Genomic DNA, 26418 nt, shown 5'->3' with positions numbered 1-26418 from the left:
ATATGCGCTCATTTTTCATTTCAAGTCCATTTTCTGGAAATTTGTGATTGTGCAAATTATCAAACTCTAAAATAATTGTAAATGAATTAACGGGCAGGATTATGAAGTAGATGTAAAAACAAAATACTTAAATGGGGGAATTCCATATGAATAAATTTGGAGTTTTATCAATTCTAATGGTTTTGATAAGCGTACTTATGTTTTTTATTCTCAGAGGACCGAACCGAGATTTGCCGTTAATAATTATAATTTTAGGTTCTCTTTCACTACTCGGAATAATTTTTGCTGTAATTTCTAAGAGGTGGTTATCGGGGGCAATTGGTGTATTATCTAATGGTGCGGTGTTAGTTTGTGTATATTTCTTATTATTAGCTTACGGAATAGCTGGTTAGGTTTTCCATAGATGTATTCCATTAAAGGGCGCTTTCCTTGAACAAGGATAAGCGCTCATTTCCATTTAAGGGCCATTTAATTGAATATGGAAATTGATAATCTTCTCTTAAATATAAAAAGGTTAGAAAAAAGGGTGAAAATAAACGTGCAGTTTCTGAAATTAAGTAAAAAGGAGATAGAATTAATTTCTATCCCCATTTGTTTACTTTTTAAAAAATATCATCTACAACGAAATTATTTCTTCATAATCCCCTTTTAGTGAGACGGTAGGTAGCCACCCAAAATACAAGTGCCATAGCACTGACAGAGACACCAAATAAACATACCCCATTCCATCCATCGTTTGCGTATATGTTGGTTGAAACTATTGAGCCCGTTGCACTGCCAATAGAATAAAAAACCATGTATGCAGCAGTAAGTCGACTTCTTGCTTCAGGTCGCACTGTAAAAATCAAACTCTGATTGGTGACATGAACTGCTTGTACAGCAAGGTCAAGAAGGATAATGCCAATAACTAATACGAGAATTGAATAGTTAATAAAGTTAATAAAGAACCATGATGAGATTAATAACACTAAGGCTACGCCCGTTGTCAGTTGTCCTAATCCTCTGTCAGCTAGTCGCCCAGCACGTGCGGCAGCTAATGCTCCAGAAACTCCAGCCAGACCAAATGCTCCAATAGCAGTATGTGAAAATGAGTAAGGTGGAGAACTTAGCGGTAACACCAATGAAGTCCAAAAAGTACTAAAAACAGTAAAAATCAAAAGTGCCAATATCCCACGAATAAGCAGAATCCTTTCTTGAACAAATAACATTAGAACAGAATGTAACAACTTTGGGTAGGATAGAGATGGACGCTTGTAAACAGTACCCGGAAGTTCTTTGTGTAATAAGCCAATCAAAATCAGAATTAACACAGCTGAAGAAAGGTAGACAGAACGCCAACCTCCAAGATCAGCCATTATACCAGCAAACGTCCTTGCCAGTAAGATGCCAATGACAACTCCACTTGTAACGAAACCAAGTACTCGTCCACGTTCAGCAGGAACAGCCAACATTGATGCATATGCGACTAGAGTTTGTGTAACAGTGGCAAGCAAACCTACCACTGCAATACCAATGAAAAACACTATACTGGTAGGAGCTATACCAACAACAACTAAAGCAACAACTAACATTAACATTTGACCAATAATCACACGTCGTTGATTTAATAAATCACCCAGAGGGACCAATAACAGCAGTCCTAGTGCATAACAAATCTGAGTAATTGTAATTACGATTCCAATGGTCGAGGGTTCAATAATGAATTCACTTGCTATTGAGTCGAGTAATGGATGGGCGAAATAGATGTTAGCAACAGCCATACCACAAGCTATTGCTAATAATAGTTCTGTATATCGAGACATGGTTGAACTGGATGCTAATTGTAACTCATCCGTTTTTGTAGCAAAATCTTCAGTAATTTTTATTTTTTTTTCTTTAACCTTCAATTTATTACATCTCCTTTTCTTTTATTTTACCGTTAAGTATAATATACCATTCAGTACAAAATGATGCCTTGTAAATATAACTCTTAACTTAATTAGGTGTCAAGTTAGTTTTGAATTTTATCTATTGTTCATTAAAGAATTTGGCCAATTAACATATCAATAGAAGCACATCTTTTATTATTTCAAGTCGAGAGTTTAAATGAAAAACCATCCAATATTGACAAAAAGGATGTAAATGAATAAAATTAAAATGTACTGATTGGTATAATATAAAGAGGTTTTGATATGATTGAAAAAGGAAAATTTGATACGGACGTAGCAATTGATGAACTGAATCAATCAATAGATATAAATGAATTCAGTGATGAAACTTCTTTAAAAAATTCGCCTTCACCAATACAGACAAACGAACAGATTATAAAAAGATTCTTCGAAGTTGTCAGATCAGGTAACAAACCGGAACAAGCTGAAACTTTTATGGCAAAAGAGGTAAAAGCTCATCAAATGAATTCAGAAAGTATGGTGACAATAATAAGATCACCCAAGAATTATGCAAACCATATAAAAGAAATGTTGGATGTATGGGGAAACTTTAAAATTGAAATTCAAGAACCACTCACTCAAAATCAAAAAGTTTATGTTAGATGAAACAGGTTGGAATGCATATTGGAGAGTATGAGGGTTACCCTCCTACAAATAAAGAAGTTATTGAAATAGGTAGTGCCATATACCGACTAGAAGAACAAAAAATTGTGGAATATTGAATTCAAGTGGATAGATTTGGAGTTATTGAACAAATAAAAAATCATAAAGAACAAGATTAGATATTAGTGAGATACTCATTTTTTGTAAAGGAGGGTTACCGTGGTTCGACAGCGTGAATTTGATAAGGAAAAAGCATTGGATGATGCTATGGAACTTTTTTGGGAGAAGGGATATGCTGCTACATCGATTAGCGATTTAACGGCTAAAATGGGTATACAACGACCCAGTTTATACGCAACTTTTGGAGACAAAGAGGGATTGTTTGAAGCTGCATTACGTAAATATACAAATTTGCATGCCTCCCTCATAAGAACAAAACTGCAAAACACTAAATCTGTGAAGGAAGCATTTCGTTATCTATTTGAAGAATTGATAGAAGAAGAGTATAAGGAAAAAGTAAGTAAGGGTTGTTTTTGTATTAATACAATGGTAGAACTTGCCCCTCACGATGAAAAATTTGAAATACTTACAAGGGAGCATGAGATGTATCTTTCAGTCATATTTCAAGAAACCCTTCTAAAAGGTATTAAATCAGGTGAGTTAGAGAGCAATCTAGATGTTAAAGCCTTAGCCCAGACATTAGTTGTTACATTAATTGGAATTACTGTGTTATTGAAATCTCATCCAGAGCGATCATTCGTAGATAAATCTTTATCTATGCTATTATCATTAATAAAATAAATAGAAGAAAGTACCTGTTTATTTTCTAAAAAAAATGAAAATGGAACTAATTTACTCACCATTCATTACACATAAAAAAAAGGCAACCCACATATAAGTCATGACTAATATGTGGGTTGCCTTTTTTTAAAAACGTTTTTGGTTCTTTTATTTAATGGATGATTTTTATATTTACGCAGATTGAAAAAACCACTAAATTTGTTATAGCGATTTGGAAAAGGAAAGCGATTCCTTGTTATAAAAAGTAGTTTTCAGGTTTTTTTAATGTGCTTGCAATTTTCTTAATACCTTCTTCAATTCGATGTTCGTCAACATTCGAAACATTCAACTTCAAAATCCGTTCATGGTAAAAGTCATCTAAATAGTTCCTTTCAACTAAATCCAGATATATATGCTGTTCATGCAAATGATGTATAAATGATTTCATATTCACTTGCTTAGGCAACACAATATGACCGTGCATAACAATTTCTGATGATGAGTCGTACATAGATAAATGATTTTGTAGAGATTGATGCAGGATTTTCGCGCGTTCATGATAAATGTTACTTACATTCGTTTTATTATGTTCAAACATACCACTTTTCAAATAGAGATATAATGCGGCTTGTGAAATCATAGAACTGTCGATATCCGCTGTCATTTTGAAATTTTGAAAGGTATTAATGATAGCTTGTGGAAGAACTGCTAGACCCACTCTTAACCCCGGAAACATAATTTTTGAGAAACTTTTTAAATAGATGACTTGTTCGTGTAAATCCTCTGCAAAAAGAGGATCGTTCTTCAGATTGTATTCAAAATCTGCTAAATAATCATCTTCTATAATAAACACATTATATTGGTGAGCTAACTGTAAAATAGCCTCTTTTTCTTTTTTGTTGTATGACGTCCCTAAAGGATTATGAAAACGTGGCATTGTATAAAAAAATTTAATATCTTCTTCATGAAATATTTGTTCTAGTCGATTTAAATCAATACCTTTCGCTGTACGTTGGATGCCTACTGCTGGCAGGCGATAGGTTTTTAGCATATCCAAATATAAATGATAGCTTGGTTGTTCAACTAAAATGGTAGAACGATTATTTGGAAACGGCATAATACTCAGCAAAGAAAGAGCCTGTTGAACACCGGAAGTGATGAAAATCTGTTCAGAACGCGTGAATACTTGATAAGATTCTAAGAGTTTTTTAGCTTCTGTAATTAGTAAGGGCAAACCTTTTGGGGTGCCATAGCGAAATAATTCTTCTTGATAGGTATCAATTGCTTTATTAATACAATGTTGAAAGTCTTTATAAGGAAATGCGTGCCATGTTGGAGATGATGTGGCAAAGTCAATGCTGTCAGTGAATGATGGTGTTGTGAAAACTTGATTTTCCACAACATAATATCCACTTTTTGGTCTGGCATAAATAATATGTTGATCCTCCAATCTTTTTAGAGCAGCCAATATCGTGCTTTTACTACAAGAATAATGCTGTGATAAATTTCGAATAGAGGGTAATTTTGCACCTGCCGGTAAATCTCCAGATTGAATTTGCAGAAGAAGTGATTGATAAATCCATTCATATTTGAGCATAATATTCCTCCACGTACACATCTGTATCGGTACAGATGTGTATTTTTTATATCGTAAAAATTGCTAATCTCTCTTACGATAATGCTACCGGCCGGATAAATATAGAGGGAGTAATCGATATGATTGAAAAAAGAAAAGCATATATTGCAGCAACTATCTATGCAATAATTATCGGATTATCATTTATGTTTGTCAAAGTGACATTAACGGTTGCAACACCACTAGATACATTGGCTCATCGGTTTACAATTGCATGGATCGCTGCCACAGTGTTAATGGTGTTTAAAAAAGAATCAATAAAAGTAACAAAAAAGGATGTACTGCTAATTGCCATGTTAGCCATTTTATATCCGACATTCTTTTTTACTTTTCAAGTATTTGGACTAGTGCATGCGTCATCATCTGAAGCTGGACTTATTCAAGCAACAGTACCAATTTTTACGTTAATTTTTTCAAGTATCTTCTTAAAAGAAACATCTACACGTGGTCAAAAAATAGCTATTAGCTTATCGGTACTCGGTGTGATGTATATTATGTATATGAACGGGGGAGGGGACAAAAATACAAGTCTACTCGGGAGTGGTTTAATCTTAATTTCAGCACTTACAGCCTCACTATACAACGTATTTGCCAGAAAGTTAACACAACGCTATTCGTTATTCACCATCACATATATAATGACCTTGTTTGGGTTTATTGCTTTTAATGGACTTGCACTGACAAACCATTTGATAAATGGTACAATCCATCAATTTATGCAGCCTTTTGGGCACCTAGATTTTGTGGTTGCCATTTTATATTTAGGTGTACTATCGTCTTTAGGAACGTCATATCTCTCCAACTATGCATTATCAAAAATAGATGCGTCTAAAATGAGCGTTTTCAGTAATTTTGCTACGCTCATTACAATTTTAGCAGGTGTAATTTTTTTGAAGGAAGAATTTCATCTATACCACCTAGTTGGAACAATTGTTATCATTATAGGAGTCGTTGGTACAAATTACTTTGGTGCAAGGGGCAAATACAATGAAAAAGTATAGCCTCTTACTAGTAATAAGTTGCATTTGGGGTTCTCAATTTTTCTTCGTAGAATTAGTAACGAATGATTTAGGTTCGATTACATTGTCCGCTTTGAAAGCACTCATTGGTGCAATTTGTTTAACAGTTATTAGTCTGTTCCTACCAAAAGAAAACAACACAGACAATTTTAAAAAATATTTTTGGATTGCACTTTTTGAAGTTGTGTTGCCTTTTATTCTTATTGCGCAAGGTCAAAAATATGTATCAAGTAGTATTGCATCTATGCTCATCGCAATGGTTCCAATCTTCACTTTAGTATTTTTCGCATTGTTCTTCAAAAAGATAGTAAGGAAGTTAGAAATAGTTAGCATCATTCTAGGATTTATAGGAATTGTTACCTTATCGTGGCCAACTCAAGGAATGATGAATCTTTCAGGGAATATATTTGGAAATGTGTTACTCATTCTTGCTGCTATGAGTTTTGCGGTGTCTTTGATTCTAATGGAAAAATTGGAAGGTGGTTCTCCTGTGGTCCATATGAGAAACGTTTTATGGATTGCAAGTATCGTCTTATTACCATTGGTATTTCTTTTTGAACAGCCGTTACAAATGAACATAAATAATACACAAATATTATATATTATCATTCTAGGTATGTTCCACGCAGGAATTGTCTACATGTTGTATAATCTTTTGATTCAAGAAGAGGGAGCGCTATTTGCATCTTTCAGCAACTATATTGTCCCAGTTATTGGCGTGATTTTAGGCTATTTCATTTTAAATGAACCATTACTTTTGCAACATAAGATTGGCATATTTATCATTCTTTTAGCTGTTTTATTTTCGAATAAGGATATTTTTGGAAAATAGGCTATAAAAGATCATTAAATGCGAATCTCTTTGCATAAAGTAGATTTTAGTGGTTGAAAAAGTTTGGTTACCTTTTTTGAGCGTCTTAAAATTGCTAGCGTATTAATTCATACAAGTTTCTTCTTTTTTGCTTTTGTTGATGTTTTATATCCCTAGTCATGGTATTCCATTAAAAAACCAATCTTATATCTGCTGGAGAAGAATCCATTTTGATCAATTTTTTTCAAAATGGATTCTTTTTATTACTCATAAAATATGGGTTTACGAGGTATTTTTTATCAAACTTTATTTCAAAACTACAAAAAGATAAACATTTCAGTTCTAGAATGTAAAAAATATCTTTTCTATTTTACAAAAAATACCCGTTGTAATCTTTATATAAGTGAAATATTATATAAGTAAATAATTATGTAAAAGGGAGGAAAGATAATTTGAACAATATAGAATTGATGGCGAAACAATTAAAAGCCGTGAGTGATCCTAATCGCTTAAAGCTGTTAGCCTGTCTTAAAAAAGGGGAAGTATGTGCTTGTGATTTTGTTGATGTTTTAAATATTTCTCAACCTGCTGTCAGTCAACAATTGAAAAAGTTAAAAGAGGCTGGAATTATTGTCGAAAGACCAGTAGGAACATGGAAGCATTATCGATTAAATGAAATGCAACCACCATATATTCAAGCCATTATTAATCAGTTGGAAGAAATATCAATCATAAAATGTGATTGTTAAAGAACACCTAGAAGGAGTGAAGAAGATGTCAAATGAAAGTGTCACGAAAAAGTTATCCTTTCTAGATCGATATTTAACACTATGGATATTTGCGGCCATGGCGTTTGGAATCATTATTAGTGTGGTGTCACCAAATTTTAAAACCGTATTGGATACCTTTTCTGTCGGAACAACGAATATTCCGATTGCCATCGGATTGATTATTATGATGTACCCACCACTTACAAAAGTAAAGTATGAAGAAATGTGGCGCGTTTTTAAGGATTGGAAAGTCCTTCTGCTTTCTTTATTTCAGAACTGGTTGTTAGGACCATTCTTAATGTTCTTTTTAGCGATTATCTTTTTACATGATAAACCAGAATATATGGCAGGTTTAATCATGATAGGTCTCGCTCGTTGTATTGCCATGGTCATTGTCTGGAATGATTTAGCTCGTGGAGATCGTGAATATGTAGCGGGATTAGTAGCATTTAACTCTGTGTTCCAGATCTTATTTTATTCTGTTTTTGCTTATTTCTTTTTAAATGTCCTTCCTGGCGTATTTGGATTAGAAAATATGGCGATCGTGATTTCGATGTGGGAGATCGCAAAAAGTGTCCTTATTTATTTGGGCATCCCGTTTGTTGCGGGAATGTTAACACGTTTTATCGGATTAAAAATAAAGGGAAAGGAATGGTATGAAGGCAAGTTTTTACCGAAAATCTCTCCTTTCACGTTGATTGCCTTATTATTTACGATTGTCATGATGTTTTCTTTAAAGGGTGATCAGATTATTGCTTTACCACTTGATGTGGTTCGAATTGCGATTCCATTGCTTATTTACTTCTTAATTATGTTTACTGTATCTTTCTTTGCATCACGTAAAGCGGGTGCTTCCTATCCAGTTACAGCTGCACTTTCCTTTACGGCTGCAAGTAATAACTTTGAATTAGCGATTGCTGTTGCTGTAGCCGTATTTGGGATTAACAGTGGTGCAGCCTTTGCTGCCGTAATTGGACCGTTAGTGGAAGTTCCTGTCCTCATTGCCCTTGTTAATGTAGCATTACGGTGGGGAAAGAAATATTTTGAAACTATTAAATTATAGAGAGCTCTTATTTACTTAATCATAAATGGAGAATCAGGAGGGATTTTTTTAATGGGAAATAAAAAAACACTTTATTTTTTATGTACAGGAAATTCTTGTCGAAGCCAAATGGCTGAAGGTTGGGCAAAGAAATATTTAGGTGATGAGTGGGAAGTACGCAGTGCGGGTATTGAAGCACACGGGTTAAACCCCAATGCTGTAAAAGCGATGAAAGAAGCTGGAATCGATATTTCAAATCATACTTCTGATATTATTGATGTAGCTTATTTAAACAATGCAGATTTAGTTGTAACGCTATGTGGTGACGCAGCTGACAAATGCCCAATTACCCCCCAAAAAGTAAAACGAGTTCATTGGGGATTTGACGACCCAGCAAAAGCACAAGGAACAGATGAGGAAAAGTGGGCATTCTTTCAGCGTGTCCGTGATGAGATTGGAGATAGAATCCACCGTTTTAGTGAAACAGGAGAATAATATAACCAATAACCAAGAGTGCATTCTTTTGGTTTATTCTTTAAAGAAATAATAAAAACTGATGGAGCTAAACAACTATTAGAAAGTTTTTTAAATGAAAAGGGAATGGCAATTGTTTATAAACTTGTTCATGCTCATAAGGTACAATCTCTGTAGATAGTGAACCTTCTAAAAGGACATCATTCGATAGTATATTGCCGAAAAAAGGACGTTCATAAGACAATAGGTCTTAAAACGTCCTTCTTTTATTATTTAAAATTCTTCAAATGGAATGAAATGACCAGGGTACATTGGCAATTGTTCAAAGCCAATTTTTTCTGCTGTAATGATTGAATCTTTTCGTAAAAAATTGCTGATATGACTGATAAAATTTAAACTACATTTTGCAGAACCTGTCCATCGCTCATTTTAATGATAGAGTCAACATAAGAAAGCATTTCTTCATCATGTGTAACCATTAAGGTAGTAATGTTTAGCGTTTTAGTTAAATTTCGGATTAACATCATAACATCTTTAGACCTTTTTGAATCTAAACTTGCAGTTGGTTCATCCGCAAAGAGAACTTTTGGTTTATGGATAATCGCACGAGCAATGGCAACCCGCTGCTTTTCCCCGCCAGATAATGAAGAAGGATAAGCATTTTTTCGATGGTCCATTTCAACTAATTTAAGTATTTTGTCAACTTCTTTTTTCTGTTCTTGTTTCTTTAATTTAGATTCAGATACATCCAGCATGAGCATCAGTTGCTCTTCTACTGTGAGAAAAGGAACAAGATGCGCAAATTGAAAGACGAAACCAAATTTACTTGCTCGTACTTTCCGTACTTGTTCTGCACTCATATTAATCATATTTGTTCCTTCGAATATTACTTTGCCATCTGATGCGGGTTGAAGTCCTGCTGCTATTGTAAGGAGTGTACTTTTACCAGATCCTGATGCACCCACTAATGCTGTTATCTCTCCTTCTCTAAGGGAAAGATTAATTCCTTTTAGTATTTCTTCCTTCACTTCACCATTAGTAAATGTTTTTCTAACTTCATCTATTGTAAATATTGCCATATTAAACCTCTCCTTGTTGAATTGCTTGTAATGGTTCGACTTTTTTTATTTGAATACCTGATAGTGTAGCTCCAATAAAACCGATAATTAAGAAGACTATCGATAATTGTACTGTTGTATCAGTAGTTAAGCTAAAAGGCATTCCTTTAGGTGCAATCATATTAAAAACTTGACTGAGTGAAACTGATAAAACAAGTGCAATAACGGTAATAAACAACATTTGTGTCCACATCATTTTAAACAAGGCACTTGTTTTTACACCGATTGCTTTGAGAATACCGTATAAACCAATTTTTTGAACGTTCATCATATAGAAAAAGATTGCAAACAACATTCCACTAATGATAACCAAAAACCAAACAATCATATTTAGGGACATCTGCTCTGCTTTATAACTCGCAATTGTATTAAGGAACTGATTATTCGAAAATGATTGTAAGCCAGCGACTTGAGTTGAATCTCCTCCCGGTACGAAAATCAATTGCATTTCATTGACCCGGTAAATTTCTTTGTAGGCATCCATATTAATATAAGCGACAGGTGCATGGCTGAATTTACGCTGGTCCACAAAACCTTTTACAATAAACTTGCCACTGTACTGATTATTCGTTAGGGTATCTCCAATTTTTATACCTTTATCTTCCATAGATCGATCTAGTACGATTTCCCCTTTTTTAACATTTTTAAACAAACTTGAATCGGTCGATGTAACAAAGGCGACGCTTTGTTGCTTACCAGCACGATCATTCAAAAATCCCATTTGAATTGAAAATGCTACAGCATCTTTCTGTTTGCTTAACATTTTATCTTGAATACTGCTATCTATTCTGGACATATTATAGGTTTCGTTTGCATCTTTCGACATATAAAATTGTCCGTTGGGTAAATCTTTAATTAACGCAGCATTGTCCTGTGATAATCCATTTGCCAAACCAGATATAATAAATGTTAATAAACTAACAAGAAAAACGATTGAACCTAAAATCATAAACCGTACTTTATTTTTTTTAATTTCTTTCCATGCTATGTTCATCTTAATTCCTCCAATGTCTTTTGACATCCTTAGTTTATAATCGTTATGTGAATAGAAGATGAACATGAAATTACATTTAAAGCGAAATTGAAATGATATTGAGTGGAGGTAGGTTCTATTGATTTGAAACTAGCGTTACGGGATATGAAAACCTAGAGAAATATTAGAAGGTAAGGAAGTATTTCTAAACGGAGTCAAAAAAGGAAATCTAGGTTATATTCTAAAGACACAAATGATATTAAATGGGTTGAACTGTTAACAAGCGATGTCGTAAATGCTCAAAATCCTGTATTGATCATGCAGGATTTTGTTGTTTTTATTGTATTGAAGGGGCAAGTTAGTGATAGAAGAAGGAAAATAAAGCATATTATTTCAGTTATACACTAAAAAAGCGTGGATTCAGGACAAAACCGATAGAAAAGACAATAAATTCGTTGACTCTCCCCTTAGGGGAGGGTTTACATTATGTTTTGTAAGGTTTTTTTAAAGGAGTAGAACAATATGCAAAAACAAAAAATGACGTTAGCTATAGTATTAATGAATCTATTCATTGCCTTTTTAGGAATTGGCCTTGTTATTCCAGTTACTCCTACAATAATGAATGAGTTAAATTTATCTGGATCAGTTGTCGGCTATATGGTTGCTGCTTTCGCTGTCACACAGTTAATTGTGTCACCAATTGCGGGCCGTTGGGCAGACCGATTTGGGCGAAAAAGAATGATCATTAATGGTCTAATAATCTTTAGTATTTCAGAGTTTTTATTCGGAATCGGAAATACAGTTGAGGTTCTTTTTATTTCTCGTATGCTCGGTGGTGTCAGTGCAGCCTTCGTGATGCCAGCTGTAACAGCATTTATTGCAGATATTACAACAGTTGATACACGGGCAAAAGCGCTAGGATATATGTCGGCAGCTATTTCAACAGGTTTCATTGTTGGCCCTGGTGTTGGCGGTTTTTTAGCAGAGATTGGTTCTCGTTTACCGTTCTTCTTTGCAGCAGGCTTAGGATTATTCGCGGCCATTTTATCTATTATCGCACTTCGTGAGCCAGAACGATATACTGAAAATAAAGAAGTAACAGGGAAAAAAACAGGGATTAAACGTATTTTTGCACCGATGTATTTTATATCCTTTATGATTATTTTAATCTCACAGTTTGGTTTAGCAGCCTTTGAATCGTTATTCGCACTATTTGTCGATCATAAATTTGGCTTTACATCGAAGGATATTGCCATCATGATATCAGGCGGAGGCATTATAGGTGCGATTGTTCAAGTTGCATTATTTGATAACTTTACTAAATGGTGGGGTGAAATTCGTTTAATTCGTTATAGCCTAATTCTCTCGACGATCCTTGTATTTTTAATAACATTCGTGAACACATACTTTACGATTTTACTTGTTACCATAACAGTATTTCTCGGATTTGATTTAATACGACCAGCTTTAACAACGTATTTATCAAAAATTGCTGGCAATGAACAAGGATTTGTTGGCGGTATGAATTCGATGTTTACAAGTATCGGTAATGTAATTGGACCAATTATTGGCGGGATTTTATTCGATATCGATTTAAACTATCCGTTTTATTTTGCAACAGTCTTATTAGCATCTGGTATTGGGTTAACCCTTGCTTGGAAAGGGCCAGCATATCGTCCTGCTTAAGTAATCAAAAAGCGTATTCTTTGTTTACCGAAAAGAATACGCTTCTTTGCTATACTTAGAGTAAGGAAGTGATAGAAATGAAGGAAAAGCTTTACACAACCGGTGAAGTCTCAAAACTAGTGAATATCTCGATTAAGGCCCTGCGTTATTACGATAAAATCAACTTATTTAAACCCGCTTATATCGATCCGGATACTAACTATCGTTATTATAAAGACTCTCAAATTTACCTTCTGGATCTAATTAAATCACTAAAATATATTGGTACACCATTAGAAGAAATGAAAAAAGTACAAGGATTAAAGAGAGATGATTTTTTCGCCTTTTTAACGGAACAAGAAAAAAATGTAAGGAAAAAAATCGATTTTTTATTAGAAATCGAACAAATTATTGCGAATGCTAAAAAGGGGTTGCAAAGGCAAAAAGAATATCCTGCACTTGGTGAAGTGTTTCTTTCGTATGAAGAAGAAATACAAATTATCCAGACAAAGGCAGAAGGAATTGATCCGAAAAATATTTTACATGCTTCTTACAGTAAATTGAAGAAATTTGCTGCGTCGACAGAAGGTTTTAGAAACAATGGTTATGGTGCCATTTTCTCCTATCAGCCTTATACACATATTGATGAAGTTACTTATCAATATTTATTTACACCTGTTTTATCAAATAAACAGATTTCATTACTTAAGCAAGATACGGAAGTTGCAAAAATTCCACAAGGTAAATACGTATGTATTACGTTTAACAGCTTATCAACCGAAGATTACTTTTTAAACTTACAAAAACTAATTAATTATGTTGCGGTCCATCAATTAACGGTTATCAGTGATATATATGAGTCCTTAATATACGTTCATAATTCTCCGAATCAACAAGAAGAATTTCTGATTGAAATGAGAATGCGCGTGACAGAAGCTACGAACAAAGGAAAGTTGAATAAGGAGTATAGAAGTGAATAAATTTTATAGAGCGTTAACTCATGTAAACAAAGTAATTTATGAACCTAATCATTTAACTTTAAAATCAATTCAAGAAGAAAATCAAAATTCGGATTACGGTGCTGGAACCTTTCAATTAAATTCTAGATCAGTTCGATTTAGAGTCGCAAAAATAACACCTAATAAAGTAGGGCAGTTTGTTGCCTTTTGGGAAAAAGACGAAAATAATAAGAATCAAGCCTTTTCATATGAAAAGGCTCCTGAGTTATTGGTTATCAATACTTCTATGAGTAATAATCAGTTTGGGCAATTTATTTTTCCGAAAGAAATTCTTGCCAAACGAAATATCCTTAAAACGAGTATTACAAAAGGGAAAATGGCAATAAGGATTTATCCTAGTTGGGATAATCCAACTAGTAAACAAGCGATAACAACTCAAAAATGGCAGTTACCCTATTTTGTTGATTTGAGTACTTCGAATAATTTACCCATACAAAAAATATTAGAACTGTATTCTCAGTAAACTAGTATCGCTAAATAAAAATGAGTAAGTATGATTGATGTTGGTATGAATAAAGTTGAACTGGTTATAAAAAAGTCGCACTGTTTTAAATAAAATTAAACCGAAATATCTTATCTTTAAAAGATGGATTTTCGGTTTTTCTTATTGTAAAGGGTCTGGTAGTTTTGAAAATGGTGATGGGAAAAAAAAGAACACCTTTACAGGTGCCCTCGTACACAAAGGATGTTAAATAGCTGATTACTGGGCATCAGCCAAAACTAAAAGTTGTTGATTGGCATTTTCTTTGATCACGCCACCATGGTAACAAATCACTGTTTCAATATCGTAGTTCGTAAATTTCTTAATCGAATGTAGTGCCGTCTCCATATCGGGTGTCGCATGTGGATTAGGACCCATGAGGATTCCGTTTGCTGCCACAAGAGCATCCCCTGTGATTAGTGTCTTGCTTTGATGATGATACAAACTGATGTGGCCAGGGGTGTGTCCTGGGGTAAAGATAACGGTGATTCCTCCACAGAAAGGCAATACTTCCCCGTCGCTAATGGTTTTATCCACTTTTGCAGTAATTGGTGTGGCAAACAGAGTTTTTATTTTCTGACGCTGTTCCTCCGGAAGAGATTCCAACCTTTTAGCTACCCGTTCTGGGTTCATCTTAATTGAGGTTTTTTTACCTTCGATATAGGGCTTGTCTTCTTCATGGGCCAAGACTTCAATTTTATGATCAGCAGTCTTTAGTATTTCGGGAAGACTGCCAATATGGTCGAGGTCCTGGTGTGTAAGTATCACTTTGGTCAGCTTGTTAAATGACACCCCAGCCTTCTCGATTGCTTCGCGAATCTCTCCAAGTTGACCAGGAATTCCAGTGTCCACTAAGATGATTTCGTTGTCATCCCAAATTAGCGTCGGATGAATCACACTTTGCTGCCCCATCATGTTCATAACCAATTCGATTGTTTCTATATCTTTCGCTATTTTCATTTCATGGTAAAGCTCAGAGAGCCTTACCGCCACCTCCTTTTTTTAAATCATATCCTTGGTTTGTCAGCGCTAAATAAATTTGTCATTGAGAGTACCGTTATCTATTTTCTCGAAACGGACAAAATAAAATCATCGATCATCAATTGAAAGCTGTCTTCTAAATTTACTGGATTCTGGAAAAATCCAAGGAAATTTAAAGAGACAAAACCATGTAATAAACTCCTTAATGCTCGACTTTTATGAATCACTTGCGTTTCATCCTTGATATAAAAATCTAAAACCTGATGAATAATACCGGCAGTTTCTTTTGCTAAACGCTTTACTTCCTCATCTTCTGTACTTTGAATATTCATAAAAAGCCCATAAGCAGTCTCGTTTCCAAAAGCAAAATCTCGATAAACATAGGCAAACTCTCTGATAGCATGTTCACCACTTTTACCAATTAATCTTTGCATTAATTTCGCATTCAAGTTAGTTAAAAGGTATACCGTCATTTTTATTTTGAGATCATCCACATTAGTGAAATGATTATATAAAGATGGATATTTTATATCCAGTTTTTCTGCGATTTTTTGGAAGGTAACTTGGTTAAGACCTACTTCATCAGCCAATAAAAAAGCAGCTTGAATAATTTTTTCCTTGGTTAAATTTCGTTTTTTTATCATTCAATCCTCCCACAAAGTTTATTTAATAAAAATAGTTTAACATGATAAATTATATTTAACAAACTATAAAATATAGTTTACAAATTATATTTTATAGTTTATTTTTATAAGTATCGTATCAAATAACAGATAATTATTTGCCACTTAGTTGTTTATGGATTGGCATTTTCAGGTGGGGGGATAGTATGAAAATGTGGAAAAGAAATTTAATCGTTTGTTGGTTTGGAATGTTTGTATCAAGTGTAGGAATGAGTCAAATTGCCCCAGTATTGCCTCTCTATATAAAAAACCTCGGCGTTCATCTTACCCCTTTAATCGAGCAATTTTCAGGGATTGCTTTTGGAGTTACCTTTATCGTTTCAGCTGTTTTCTCGCCAATTTGGGGGCTGGCCGCTGATAAATTCGGACGAAAACCAATGCTTTTGCGAGCTAGTCTTGGTATGGCGGTAGTTGTCTGTAGTATGGGCTTTGCACAAAATGTATATGAACTAATAGGATTAAGAGTATTGCAGGGCGTAATCACAGGTTATAGTACCGCCTGTACTACATTGATCGCCACTCAGACGGATAAAGAACATGCGGGATGGGCTTTAGGTACACTTTCAACTGCAGGTATTTCGGGTTCTTTGCTTGGACCAATGATTGGCGGTTATATTGGAGAGAATTTTGGTCTACAAAATGTATTTTTTATTACAGGTGCCATGCTGCTGATTGCTTTTATAACAACTGCCTTATTTGTTAAGGAATCCTTTACTCGTCAAGATAAAAAGGTGCTTAGTGCGAAGGAAATATGGAATAGTATTCCGGAAAAAAGTTTAACTATCATCATGTTTGTGACCTTTTTCGTATTAACCATTGCATTATATTCGGTAGAACCAATCATAACAGTATATGTTACCCAGTTATATCATAACACCAGTCATGTAGCTCTGTTAGCTGGAATGGCATTTTCAGCCTCGGGGCTGGCAAATATAATTGCCGCTCCAAGACTGGGAAAAATCTCTGATAAAATTGGAGCACAAAAAGTTATGTTAGCAGCACTGGTAGTGGCAGGATTAATTATGATACCACAAGCCTTTGTAAAAAATCCTTGGCAGTTAGTGGTGCTTCGATTTTTATTAGGATTAGCAACGGCGGGGTTGATTCCTTCTGTTAATACCCTAGTTAAGAGAATTACACCAGATTCTCTTACAGGTAGGGTTTTTGGTTTTACCATGTCGGCAGGGTATTTAGGCGTATTTGGAGGTTCCATTTTAGGTGGACAAGTGGCAGCCTATTTAGGTATCAGTTATGTTTTTTTTACTACAAGTGCATTGTTACTGATAAATGCAGTGTGGGTTTATTTTAAAGTGTATAAAAAACTTAGTTTAAAAGAAGAAGCATCATACAAATAGTTAAATGAATAGAAGAGAAGAAAATGAAAGATTTAATATCAACAGAAACTGAATTAATGAAAGCGGCAAAAACAGACTTATAAAAAATCCTGTGTTGATATACAGGATTTTTTCATGTTCCGCAAACGGGCCAGATTGTTTAACAAGCTTTTTAAACGGATCAGTTTAGTTTTCATATTAATTAAAGCCGCCAAAAGAATTAATGGAATTTTATGATAAACTAAAATTAAAAGATAATGAAAGGACTTGATTAAATTAATGGATATTAGAAAACCTATCGATTCGGAACTCAAAAAGGTTTTGGAACTTTCTCCTCAAGCTGTATTTGAGGGTACATTGGGTGAAGTAAAACCTACTAATGAAAAAGTAGAAAAACTTGTTGAACCACTACTGGAAAAGGGAAGCTATTACTTAATAGCTACAGAAGACGATAAATTAATGGGCTGGGTTCTTATAGGAGCAAGTAAAGATCAGTTTACTGATAAGATGAACGGATTTATTTATGAACTATTTGTTTTAGTAGAATACAGAGGAAAAGGAATTTCTAAACGATTAATGAGAACTGCCATTGACCATCTAAGGCAACATGGATACCATGAAGTTCGTCTTAGTGCTTTTTCAGAGAATAACGCTATTAAACTGTACGAAAAAATGGGCTTTGATATAAGAACAGTTACTATGAGTTTGCCGTTATAAAAGAAAAATTCTTTAATTTGATCTATGGTTCCAACCTTATTTATAAGAATGAAAGGAAATATAGAATAATTCTTTATTCAATAAAAGGGCGCTTTAATGGAAGAAGAGTCACAGAAATGATCAATCCTTTTTAAAAGAATGCTTCAATTGAAGATAGAAAGATCATGTTTTGATTACTCTTTTTCAAAACATGTCCGTTTTGTTCCATGGTATGGCACTCATTATGTCACGGGACGAAGAGTGATTAAGTAAATGGATAGAAAGGTCAGAAAATAATCTGCCTTTCTATCCAAGAATTTGGGGTCGGTCCCCCGCTGCGTTAATGTGGCGGGAGACCGATCCCTTTTTCATTTTTTTCCAAAAAATAATACCACTTCGTGCTTTGTAAAATGTGCTATAATTTGTCGTAAAAAGGTAAGTTATTTAAGCCTTACAATAAAGGATTCATTATGTTTTTAAATGTGCGAAAATTTTGAAATAAATATATTGTTTGAAACGTTAGTGTAAAGGGACAATGTAGGCAGGAGGCCGTATGAAATTTAGGACAAAGCTCTATACGAGCATAGGATCAATAGTAGTTTTAATTTCAATTTGTGTAATCGTTTTAATGAATATGCTTGAACAGTCTATGGTCAATATCGATGTAGTTGTTACCGATAAATACGAACGAATCAATATGGCGGCAACGATTAAGTACGAGACGGTTAATATTGCTAGAGAGTTAAGAGAGATTACAGTCAATCAATCTAATGCAACGCTGACTACGTCGATTAATGCTTTGGAAGAATCGAACATCAATATCAACAGAGCGATGGAGTCGCTTGAAAGAATAGATAGTAAAGGAAAATCACGTGAATTAATGACAAAATATAAAGTACTTCATGAAACCTATCTAGCTACGGCACAGCAAGTGATTGCTATTAAAAAAACCGACCCTAAAGCTGCAATCCAACCACAGCTGTTGAATGATTTGAAGCTTACCGGGGAAAGAATGGTTCAACTTGCTGAACTTCTACGTGGATTGCAAGAACAAGAGATGAAAAATGAGCTTTATCGATCACGAGATACATACCATTGGGCGATCTCAACGATTTATTTTTATCTTGCAGTCTGTTTGTGTTTAGGAATAGGCTTCATTATTTGGATCATTAGAGGGATGACAAAGGATCTCAACCATGTAACGACTGTCATGAAAAGTGTGACCAATAGCAGCCTTGATGCCCTGCCGCGGATAGAGATCTTTTCTAAAGGTGAAATTGGTGCCATCGCCGCTGCTTTTAACAAAATGGTTTCAAAGCTAGAGGCACATAGCAAACGAGAGAAACAATTAAAAGAAGAGGCAGGAGAGCACAACTGGCTTAAATCGAAAATTGCTGAAATTCTAGCGATGTACCCAGAAGCTAAAGATGTGCAGATGCTTGCTGAATTGTTCATTACAAAGCTTGTACCAATGGTAGGAGCTTGTAATGGCGTGTTTTATATAAAGACAGTGGAAGGAAACGAGCAGTATTTGAAAAAAATAGCTGCTTACGCTTTTTTTAATCCTAATAGGGAATTTGAATCCTTTCGTATGGGAGAGGGTCTGATTGGGCAATGTGCGTTGGAAAAACAGCACATCTTTCTAAATCAAGTTCCAGATAATTATATAAAAATACGTTCTGGTATTGGGGGAGCTACACCGAAAAATATTATCATCTTACCTATCCAATACGAAGATGAGGTACTTGCTGTTATCGAAATTGCCTCCTTTGAATCCTTTAGTCCTTCTCAAATCAAGTTGATTGAAGAAGTCATTCCGACGACAGGCATTACGCTAAAAAGTATGTTAAATCACATGAAGGCGGAAAGGTTATTACAAGAATCACAAAGCTTAACAGAAGAACTACAAGCTCAATCTGAAGAACTCCAATTACAGCAAGAGGAGTTAAGGTCAACAAATGAACAACTGGAGGACCAATATGCAGCATCAGTCCATAAAAAAGAAGAGTTAGAGAAAGTAAGAGAGCAACTTGAAGAAAAAGCGCAACAATTAGAAATTAGTTCCCAATATAAATCAGAGTTTCTTGCTAATATGTCCCATGAGCTTAGAACGCCACTTAATAGTTTACTCATTTTAGCACAGATCCTTTCCGAAAACGGTGAGGGCAATCTTACAGCCAAACAAGAGGAATATATTCGGACCATTTATGCATCTGGGAATGATTTATTACATTTAATCAATGATATTCTCGATTTAGCAAAGGTAGAATCAGGGAAATTAGACGTGATTCATAGCGAAGTAGATTTACATGGTGTAGAAGATTACATCATGATGCAATTTTCACCAATTGCCTATAAGAAAAATATTCAATTTATCGTTCATGTGGAACCTGATTTACCATCAATTTTCTATACGGATGAACATCGTTTACAGCAAATTCTAAAAAATCTGCTTTCAAATGCTTTTAAATTCACTGAAAGTGGCAGTGTGACACTACTTGTTCAGAAGGTAATAAAAGAAACCGCTCGGCAGCCAATTCTTGTGAATAATTATGAAGAAGAATTTATGCTAGCCTTCTCCGTGATTGATACAGGAATTGGCATAGCTAGGGAAAAACAAGGGACGATATTTGATGCCTTTAAACAAGCAGATGGAACGACAAGTCGAAAGTATGGTGGTACAGGACTCGGATTATCTATTTGCCGAGAAATAGCCTATTTATTAGGTGGGTTTATGGAGTTAACGAGTGAGGTAGGAAAGGGCAGCAACTTTACTTTATATCTGCCTTACGACCAAGTAAACGAGCCAAAAGAGGTGAAATCTTATATGAAGGAAGCTTCTGCAGGCCTCGAGAATAAGTATTACCTACCGGAAGTTACTAACACAATGGATGAAGAAGATAGTAGTAATGAACAACTCGGAAAATCTTCGCTAAAAGATAAAAAGGTCCTCATTGTCGACGATGATATTCGAAATGTGTATGCGCTTACGATCGCGTTAGAGAAGTATGAAATGGAAATTATTGTGGCCGACAATGGCCGTGAAGGAATTGAAGTTTTACATAGTAATCCAGATACAGATATTATTTTAATGGACATAATGATGCCTGAAATGGATGGATTTGAGGCAATACGTACAATTCGAAGCAATCATAAGTTTATATCCTTACCGATTATTGCCCTTACGGCAAAGGCGATGAAACATGCCCGAGAAGAATGTTTAGATGCAGGAGCAACAGACTATATCAGTAAGCCATTAAACTTAGATCAGTTATTCTCGCTTATGCATGTATGGTTGTATAGAAAGGAAGGATAAGCGATTACGATTCAAAAAAGGGAAAATTCACAAAAGCAAACACCGAGCCAAGTGATAGAAAATATTGAAATCGATTTACTCCTTGAAGCGATTTACCGCTATTACGGCTACGATTTTCGAAATTATGCCCGTCCCTTCATTCAGAGGAGAATTTTGCAACGTGTTCAAAAGGAGAATCTAACAAGTATATCTGCTCTGCAAGAAAAAATATTGCGTGATCCGATCGTCATGAATGGTTTATTTTCTGATTTTTCTATAAATGTTACCGAAATGTTTCGTGATCCTAGTTTTTTTAAGTCTTTACGAACAAATCTTATTCCATTAGTAAAAGATTATCCTGAAATTCGAATTTGGCATGTAGGCTGCTCAACTGGTGAAGAAGTGTATTCAATGGCCATTCTGTTACAAGAAGAAGGTTTATATGAAAAGACAAAAATTTATGCAACCGATATCAACACAAGTGTGTTAGAAAAGGCAAAGAAAGGTACTTTTTCTTTAGCTGATATGCAACTTTACACCAAAAATTATTTATTAGCTGGTGGGACGAGGGCTTTTTCAGAATACTACCAGGTGGTTGCGGACCAAGTTGTTTTCCACCCTGATCTACAAAAAAACGTGGTGTTTGCAGAGCATAATTTAGTAACAGACTCTTCATTTCATGAGTTTGATATGATTATTTGTCGAAATGTCCTAATTTATTTTAATAAGTGTTTGCAAAATGAAGTCCATCAGCTTCTCTATGAAAGCCTAAGTTTATCAGGCTTTCTTGGGCTGGGTAAAAGAGAGGGGATTAGATTTACTAGTTATGGAACCTGTTACGAAGAATTTAACCAGGCAGAAAGACTGTACCGTAAATTTAAATAGTACCACTACTCAAAAAGTCAATATTTTAATGGTGGATAATCAACCTGAAAATCTACTGGCATTGGAAGCAGTACTCTCTTCTCCACACTATAATTTAGTTAGTGCAACCTCAGGAAACGCGGCGCTGAAATGTCTGCTTAAACAAGAATTTGCTGTTATTTTACTAGATGTACAGATGCCGGGACTAAATGGCTTTGAAACAGCTAAACTGATTAGGGCAAGAGAAAAAACTAAACATATTCCCATTATTTTCATTACGGCAATTAGTCAAGATATGGAGCATGTTCAACGTGGTTACTCTGTAGGGGCAATTGATTATATTTTTAAACCATATCAGCCTGAAACATTAAAACAAAAAATAGAGAAATTTGTTGAAATCTATCAAAAATATAAAGAGGAAATTAGCAAGAGTGAGTCGCAGCGTTCAGCTGAATTAAATGAAGTAAATAAAAAGTTAGATCAGACAACCTTGGATTTGCAGAGGACAGAAGCATTAGCAAAGGTGATTAGTGAAACGTTAATTGATACCATTGTTACCTTTAACGGTCAAGGGTCTATACTTTCGGTGAATTCAGCTATAAAAACCATGTTTGGCTATCATCCGGATGAATTAGTAGGACAGCCTATTGGCAATCTATTTCTAAAAGTAAAGGGGGACAATGGAAATAGCTCTCCGTATTTGTTCTTTTCTTTAATCAACTCATGTCTAGGTAGTGTGATCGAATCGGTTGCATTAAGGAAGGATGAAAGCCATTTTCCTACGGATATTCAAATTGGCGAGACAGCAGTAGAAGGTCATCCAATTTTTGTTTGTACCATTCGTGATGTGACGGAAAGAAAGCTGATGGAAGAAGTTAAAAAGCAACAATTCAATCAGATGGAGAATATGGTGAAAGACCGCACATTAGAGCTCTTATTAGCAAACGAGCGGCTGCAAATAGAAATTGAGGAGCGAAAAAAGATTACCGATTATCTTTTTGTTTCTCAAGAACGGTTTCGGAAAATCTTTGAGTTTTGTCCTAGCTTGGTAGCTCTTATTTCGCTAAAAGATAAAACCTATTTAGATGTTAATACAAGTTGGATAAACGTTACGGGTTATAGTTATGATGAATTACATCTTCAAAAAATAAATTTACTAGATTTTTTTGACGAACAAGGTAGTAACTCCATTCATCTAGAGCAGCCATTTCGTAGTAAGAAAATCCACTATAAGACAAAACATGGGGAAATCCGTGCGGGATTATTATCTACAGAAATAATTGATGTCCAACCTGAACCTTGTATTCTATTTGTTTTGACAGATTATACGGAAAGGGTTCTTATGGAAAGGGAGATGTCCAGACTAGATCGGTTGAATTTAATTGGCGAGATGGCTGCCGGAATTGCCCATGAAATTCGTAACCCGATGACAACCGTTTCTGGATTTTTGCAAGTAGCAAGAAGCAACCGTGAGGGATTACCAAAAGAAATTGTTGACCTCATGTTAGAAGAATTAAGCAGGGCTAATTCTATTATTACTGAATTTCTTAATTTGGCTAAAAATAAAGTAAGTGATAAAAAAATCCAAAACTTAAATACGATTATTGAAGCATTATTTCCGCTTATTCAAGCTGAAGCCTTACGTTCAAGAAAACAAGCTGTGCTCGATTTACATGATTGTCCCAATATCTCAGTAGATGAAAAAGAAATTCGCCAATTAATCTTAAATATTGTATTAAATGGGCTCGATTCCATGTCTTCTGGAGGGCAGCTTACGATAAAAACATATGCAGAAGAACAGGCAGTCATTTTGGAAATAAAAGATCAGGGGATAGGGATTAGCTCGGAGATTTTAGAAAAAATAGGAACACCGTTCTTCACAACGAAGGAAAATGGAACAGGGTTGGGTCTTGCGATCTGCTATAGTGTAGCAGAGCGTCATCAGGCAGATATTGACATAGAAACCGGAGACGCGGGGTCAACCTTTTCCATTCGTTTCAAACCATTCTAGGGTATTTCAAAATAGAAAAGGACGGTTTGCATGTTAAAAAGGAGCAAGCTATTTCTTCTTATTTTCTTTATGATTTCTGCCATATTAATCGTTATTATATATAAGCAATTTGTCGTTGAAAAGCCAAAAGTCGTCTTTGTTTTCCGAACGTTAGATAATCAGTATGATGAAATTATTCGAGCGGGTGTAGAGCAGGGATGTAAAGATTTTGGGATAGACGGTTTGGTAATGGCACCGAAAAATGGAACAGCCTCAGAACAAATGAAGATATTAGAGAATGTTCTTAAAGAACATCCAGATGTATTAGTTGTCTCTCCGGCCATGTCACCTGATATCATTCCTAAATTAGTAGAGTATGCAAAAAAGAACATTCCCGTATTGCTGATCGATACAGATGAACCTTGGAAAAATAAAACGGCTTATATTGGTACCAATAACGTTGAATTAGGGAGAAAAGCAGGGATATTGATGGCCACGATGCTACAGCCTGGAGATAAAGTGGCTCTTATCGGTAGAGAATCATCCGTGGAGAGAGAACGGATAAAAGGAGCTAAAGTTAGTTTAGAAGCTGCAGGGATCAATATAGCGGCAGAAACGTTAAAACTATCAATTGAGGATAAAGAGGATAATCAAAACGTGATCAAGGTAATCGAGACGATTTTGCAGCAGCATCCAGATCTTAAAGGTGTTATTACTTCAACAGATTATCTTGCCATACCTGTGGTTAAGCTTCTTCAGGAACAAGGAATTACTATGCCTGTTACAGGAGCAGATGGAATAAGCAAAATGGTTGAGTTAGTCGAAAAAGGAACATTAACCGGTACAGTAGCCCAAAACCCTTATGATATGGGATATTTAAGCGTTCAAGCTGCATTAAAAGTTACAAGGGGAGAAAAGATAAAAAGAAACATTGATAGTGGTGTAGATATTATCACGGAAGACAATGCGAAACAGAAGCTAGACTTCTTAAACAAGGTATTAAAGTAAATTACACTAGTTACGGGCATACCTGGGGTTAGACTTCCGTTGCGCTTTAAAGAGAGATAATATTTTTAAGCGCAGTATTTCCCTTAAGTTTCACATAGCAAAATAAAGGGCATAAAATTTTTTAGAATAATAGTAAAAGGAGCTAAACTTTAAATACAGCTTAGCCCCTTTTATTTACAAATTATTTTATAAAAAAGGATATAATCCCTAAAATTATACACAAGATTCCACTTAAAAATTGTCCTAGTCCAGAAGCTTCTCCCTTTATTAAAAAATTAAAAATGTTTTTTCTTTTTTGGGTTTTTCCGACGAACGCATCATCCGTTTTCATTCTATATCTACCCCATAATACAAGGACTACTCCAAAAAGTATAAACAATAGTTTTAAAATGATCATATAGTTACCTCTCTTTATTCTTTTTATTTTACTTTTGTATTAAAATCTTTCTCAACAATTATATTTGTACACTATTAGCATTGATCTTCTTCTTCAAAAATAAAAGTTTCTTCAATTGGTAAGTTAAAAATTGAAGATATTCTATATGCTAGTAAAACAGATGGATTATATTGTTGTTTTTCTAAAGAGATTATTGTTCTTGAAGATACACATATTCTATCCGCTAATTCTTGTTGTGTAATTCCATGTTTTAACCGCAATTCTTTTACTATATTTTTCATATAATTCACCAAATTAAAGAAAATGATTATAATATTTTTTAGCTAAAGTGCTAGTAATTAGGGTAAGTACTATAATGATCATTAAAGCAGTATTTGTTGGAATTGTAATCCATTTTGAAAGAAACATCATCAGGATCGCCACAATCATTAGAATGCTTATGGTAAAGTGAGCAGCTTTACCTTCAATTAAATCATCGCGTTCATCATATTCTTTTGATAGCTCTCTTTCTAATTGTTTGCGATTAGTATTAAATTTAACGTGAGAAGTTATAGCGAAGATTAAAAGCATTGCTCCTACGAATAAATATAAAATACCAGAATAAGATCCTTCTGTAGTATTAGCTTCAGTGTAATTGAAAAATATTTCAAAAAAACCGAGTGCAATCATTGCAAATGAGCATAAATAAAGCTCTGTAAATTTATTTTTCAAACAAATCACTCCTAACATAGCGCAATGTGAAGTTTGTTTCACGTGAACTTAACTTCATATTACTCGATCTTACAGGGAATGTCTAGAATTAATTTGTTGAATTCTCGAAAATTATAAATCGAAAGGAAAAACTATTCCAA

Annotated in this window: 25 protein-coding genes and 1 pseudogene; 17 read left to right on the top strand and 9 right to left on the bottom strand. The window is 34.6% G+C overall.

The features are described from left to right. Positions 1–146: 146 nt before the first annotated feature. Complete coding sequence (locus RTR43_RS12360; protein ID WP_312472271.1) at positions 147–392, top strand: hypothetical protein; 246 nt, start codon at positions 147–149, stop codon at positions 390–392. A gap of 243 nt (positions 393–635) precedes the next feature. Here the strand turns inward: RTR43_RS12360 and RTR43_RS12355 are convergent, their stop codons facing one another. Next, entirely contained in the window at positions 636–1859 is a 1224-nt protein-coding gene (locus RTR43_RS12355; protein WP_396954570.1) for an MFS transporter, read from the bottom strand. A 423-nt stretch (positions 1860–2282) separates the two neighbouring features. Here RTR43_RS12355 and RTR43_RS12350 point away from each other — a divergent pair. Further along, positions 2283–2650: pseudogene (locus tag RTR43_RS12350) on the top strand (ester cyclase). Between the two features lie 100 nt (positions 2651–2750). Beyond that, a complete protein-coding gene (locus RTR43_RS12345) occupies positions 2751–3332 on the top strand; it encodes a TetR/AcrR family transcriptional regulator (RefSeq protein WP_312472268.1) in 582 nt (193 codons plus the stop codon). A gap of 235 nt (positions 3333–3567) precedes the next feature. Here RTR43_RS12345 and RTR43_RS12340 read toward each other — a convergent pair whose 3' ends face one another. Further along, on the bottom strand, positions 3568–4908 hold the full coding sequence (locus RTR43_RS12340; protein WP_312472267.1) for an aminotransferase-like domain-containing protein: 1341 nt from the start codon (positions 4906–4908) through the stop codon (positions 3568–3570). Between the two features lie 119 nt (positions 4909–5027). On the opposite strand from RTR43_RS12340, the gene RTR43_RS12335 reads away from it, so the two are divergent. The 5 genes from RTR43_RS12335 to arsC all read left to right on the top strand — a co-directional run bounded on the left by RTR43_RS12335 (position 5028) and on the right by arsC (position 9084). After that, positions 5028–5948, top strand: a complete 921-nt coding sequence (locus RTR43_RS12335) for a DMT family transporter (RefSeq protein ID WP_312472265.1) — start codon at positions 5028–5030, stop codon at positions 5946–5948. Then, positions 5935–6798 carry a DMT family transporter gene (locus RTR43_RS12330; protein ID WP_312472264.1) on the top strand — a complete coding sequence of 288 codons (864 nt, stop codon included), beginning with the start codon at positions 5935–5937 and terminating at the stop codon, positions 6796–6798. Before RTR43_RS12335 ends, RTR43_RS12330 begins: the two co-directional genes overlap by 14 nt. A 449-nt stretch (positions 6799–7247) precedes the next feature. Beyond that, on the top strand, positions 7248–7526 hold the full coding sequence (locus RTR43_RS12325; protein WP_248734949.1) for an ArsR/SmtB family transcription factor: 279 nt from the start codon (positions 7248–7250) through the stop codon (positions 7524–7526). A gap of 25 nt (positions 7527–7551) precedes the next feature. After that, the gene (arsB, locus tag RTR43_RS12320) at positions 7552–8610 is read left to right on the top strand and encodes an ACR3 family arsenite efflux transporter (protein ID WP_312472262.1); all 1059 of its coding nucleotides are present in this window, start codon (positions 7552–7554) and stop codon (positions 8608–8610) included. Positions 8611–8661: 51 nt separating this feature from the next. Next, positions 8662–9084 (top strand): arsenate reductase (thioredoxin), encoded by a 423-nt coding sequence (gene arsC, locus RTR43_RS12315; protein ID WP_312472258.1) that lies wholly within the window; start codon positions 8662–8664, stop codon positions 9082–9084. 371 nt (positions 9085–9455) lie between these two features. Here the strand turns inward: arsC and RTR43_RS12310 are convergent, their stop codons facing one another. Beyond that, on the bottom strand, positions 9456–10142 hold the full coding sequence (locus tag RTR43_RS12310) for an ABC transporter ATP-binding protein (protein WP_312472256.1): 687 nt from the start codon (positions 10140–10142) through the stop codon (positions 9456–9458). Position 10143: 1 nt separating this feature from the next. Next, a complete protein-coding gene (locus tag RTR43_RS12305; RefSeq protein ID WP_312472254.1) occupies positions 10144–11175 on the bottom strand; it encodes an ABC transporter permease in 1032 nt (343 codons plus the stop codon). Positions 11176–11676: 501 nt separating this feature from the next. Between RTR43_RS12305 and norA the strand changes: the two genes are divergently transcribed. From norA to RTR43_RS12290, 3 genes are all read left to right on the top strand, one after another. Further along, entirely contained in the window at positions 11677–12840 is a 1164-nt protein-coding gene (norA, locus tag RTR43_RS12300) for a multidrug efflux MFS transporter NorA (protein ID WP_312472252.1), read from the top strand. A gap of 77 nt (positions 12841–12917) precedes the next feature. Continuing rightward, complete coding sequence (locus RTR43_RS12295; protein WP_312472251.1) at positions 12918–13799, top strand: MerR family transcriptional regulator; 882 nt, start codon at positions 12918–12920, stop codon at positions 13797–13799. After that, positions 13792–14301, top strand: coding sequence for a MepB family protein (locus RTR43_RS12290; RefSeq protein WP_312472250.1), 510 nt, complete (start codon positions 13792–13794; stop codon positions 14299–14301). Before RTR43_RS12295 ends, RTR43_RS12290 begins: the two co-directional genes overlap by 8 nt. Positions 14302–14538: 237 nt before the next feature. On the opposite strand, the gene RTR43_RS12285 is transcribed toward RTR43_RS12290, so the two are convergent. Continuing rightward, on the bottom strand, positions 14539–15279 hold the full coding sequence (locus RTR43_RS12285) for an MBL fold metallo-hydrolase (protein ID WP_312472247.1): 741 nt from the start codon (positions 15277–15279) through the stop codon (positions 14539–14541). A gap of 101 nt (positions 15280–15380) precedes the next feature. Further along, positions 15381–15944, bottom strand: coding sequence for a TetR/AcrR family transcriptional regulator (locus RTR43_RS12280; protein ID WP_312472246.1), 564 nt, complete (start codon positions 15942–15944; stop codon positions 15381–15383). Positions 15945–16129: 185 nt separating this feature from the next. On the opposite strand from RTR43_RS12280, the gene RTR43_RS12275 reads away from it, so the two are divergent. The 6 genes from RTR43_RS12275 to RTR43_RS12250 all read left to right on the top strand — a co-directional run bounded on the left by RTR43_RS12275 (position 16130) and on the right by RTR43_RS12250 (position 25170). Continuing rightward, on the top strand, positions 16130–17338 hold the full coding sequence (locus RTR43_RS12275; protein WP_312472243.1) for a multidrug efflux MFS transporter: 1209 nt from the start codon (positions 16130–16132) through the stop codon (positions 17336–17338). Between the two features lie 258 nt (positions 17339–17596). Further along, on the top strand, positions 17597–18034 hold the full coding sequence (locus RTR43_RS12270; protein ID WP_312472242.1) for a GNAT family N-acetyltransferase: 438 nt from the start codon (positions 17597–17599) through the stop codon (positions 18032–18034). A 532-nt stretch (positions 18035–18566) separates the two neighbouring features. Then, entirely contained in the window at positions 18567–21329 is a 2763-nt protein-coding gene (locus tag RTR43_RS12265) for a response regulator (protein WP_312472240.1), read from the top strand. A 54-nt stretch (positions 21330–21383) separates the two neighbouring features. Next, the gene (locus tag RTR43_RS12260; RefSeq protein ID WP_312472302.1) at positions 21384–22193 is read left to right on the top strand and encodes a CheR family methyltransferase; all 810 of its coding nucleotides are present in this window, start codon (positions 21384–21386) and stop codon (positions 22191–22193) included. Next, positions 22096–24183: a response regulator gene (locus tag RTR43_RS12255; protein WP_312472237.1), complete on the top strand. Its 2088-nt coding sequence runs from the start codon at positions 22096–22098 to the stop codon at positions 24181–24183. Before RTR43_RS12260 ends, RTR43_RS12255 begins: the two co-directional genes overlap by 98 nt. Positions 24184–24213: 30 nt before the next feature. After that, on the top strand, positions 24214–25170 hold the full coding sequence (locus tag RTR43_RS12250; protein ID WP_312472236.1) for a sugar ABC transporter substrate-binding protein: 957 nt from the start codon (positions 24214–24216) through the stop codon (positions 25168–25170). A 181-nt stretch (positions 25171–25351) separates the two neighbouring features. Here the strand turns inward: RTR43_RS12250 and RTR43_RS12245 are convergent, their stop codons facing one another. From RTR43_RS12245 to RTR43_RS12235, 3 genes are all read right to left on the bottom strand, one after another. Further along, a complete protein-coding gene (locus RTR43_RS12245; protein ID WP_312472299.1) occupies positions 25352–25564 on the bottom strand; it encodes a hypothetical protein in 213 nt (70 codons plus the stop codon). A gap of 77 nt (positions 25565–25641) precedes the next feature. After that, positions 25642–25848 carry a helix-turn-helix transcriptional regulator gene (locus RTR43_RS12240; RefSeq protein ID WP_312472235.1) on the bottom strand — a complete coding sequence of 69 codons (207 nt, stop codon included), beginning with the start codon at positions 25846–25848 and terminating at the stop codon, positions 25642–25644. 13 nt (positions 25849–25861) lie between these two features. Beyond that, positions 25862–26287 carry a DUF2178 domain-containing protein gene (locus RTR43_RS12235; RefSeq protein ID WP_312472298.1) on the bottom strand — a complete coding sequence of 142 codons (426 nt, stop codon included), beginning with the start codon at positions 26285–26287 and terminating at the stop codon, positions 25862–25864. Positions 26288–26418 lie beyond the last annotated feature (131 nt).

The organism is Neobacillus sp., from assembly GCF_031988165.1.
Classification (GTDB): domain Bacteria; phylum Bacillota; class Bacilli; order Bacillales; family Cytobacillaceae; genus Neobacillus; species Neobacillus rhizosphaerae.
Note: the sequence above shows the minus strand (reverse complement) of the source record. Positions and strands in the feature narration are given on the sequence as shown.

What these genes read in the sequence shown, in the direction of transcription:
- RTR43_RS12360 (WP_312472271.1), top strand. Translation starts at nt 147, where the DNA reads ATGAATAAATTTGGAGTTTTATCAATTCTAATGGTTTTGATAAGCGTA.
- RTR43_RS12340 (WP_312472267.1), bottom strand. Translation starts at nt 4,908, where the DNA reads ATGCTCAAATATGAATGGATTTATCAATCACTTCTTCTGCAAATTCAA.
- RTR43_RS12335 (WP_312472265.1), top strand. Translation starts at nt 5,028, where the DNA reads ATGATTGAAAAAAGAAAAGCATATATTGCAGCAACTATCTATGCAATA.
- RTR43_RS12330 (WP_312472264.1), top strand. Translation starts at nt 5,935, where the DNA reads ATGAAAAAGTATAGCCTCTTACTAGTAATAAGTTGCATTTGGGGTTCT.
- RTR43_RS12325 (WP_248734949.1), top strand. Translation starts at nt 7,248, where the DNA reads ATGGCGAAACAATTAAAAGCCGTGAGTGATCCTAATCGCTTAAAGCTG.
- arsB (WP_312472262.1), top strand. Translation starts at nt 7,552, where the DNA reads ATGTCAAATGAAAGTGTCACGAAAAAGTTATCCTTTCTAGATCGATAT.
- arsC (WP_312472258.1), top strand. Translation starts at nt 8,662, where the DNA reads ATGGGAAATAAAAAAACACTTTATTTTTTATGTACAGGAAATTCTTGT.
- RTR43_RS12310 (WP_312472256.1), bottom strand. Translation starts at nt 10,142, where the DNA reads ATGGCAATATTTACAATAGATGAAGTTAGAAAAACATTTACTAATGGT.
- RTR43_RS12305 (WP_312472254.1), bottom strand. Translation starts at nt 11,175, where the DNA reads ATGAACATAGCATGGAAAGAAATTAAAAAAAATAAAGTACGGTTTATG.
- norA (WP_312472252.1), top strand. Translation starts at nt 11,677, where the DNA reads ATGCAAAAACAAAAAATGACGTTAGCTATAGTATTAATGAATCTATTC.
- RTR43_RS12295 (WP_312472251.1), top strand. Translation starts at nt 12,918, where the DNA reads ATGAAGGAAAAGCTTTACACAACCGGTGAAGTCTCAAAACTAGTGAAT.
- RTR43_RS12285 (WP_312472247.1), bottom strand. Translation starts at nt 15,279, where the DNA reads ATGAAAATAGCGAAAGATATAGAAACAATCGAATTGGTTATGAACATG.
- RTR43_RS12280 (WP_312472246.1), bottom strand. Translation starts at nt 15,944, where the DNA reads ATGATAAAAAAACGAAATTTAACCAAGGAAAAAATTATTCAAGCTGCT.
- RTR43_RS12275 (WP_312472243.1), top strand. Translation starts at nt 16,130, where the DNA reads ATGAAAATGTGGAAAAGAAATTTAATCGTTTGTTGGTTTGGAATGTTT.
- RTR43_RS12270 (WP_312472242.1), top strand. Translation starts at nt 17,597, where the DNA reads ATGGATATTAGAAAACCTATCGATTCGGAACTCAAAAAGGTTTTGGAA.
- RTR43_RS12265 (WP_312472240.1), top strand. Translation starts at nt 18,567, where the DNA reads ATGAAATTTAGGACAAAGCTCTATACGAGCATAGGATCAATAGTAGTT.
- RTR43_RS12250 (WP_312472236.1), top strand. Translation starts at nt 24,214, where the DNA reads ATGTTAAAAAGGAGCAAGCTATTTCTTCTTATTTTCTTTATGATTTCT.
- RTR43_RS12240 (WP_312472235.1), bottom strand. Translation starts at nt 25,848, where the DNA reads ATGAAAAATATAGTAAAAGAATTGCGGTTAAAACATGGAATTACACAA.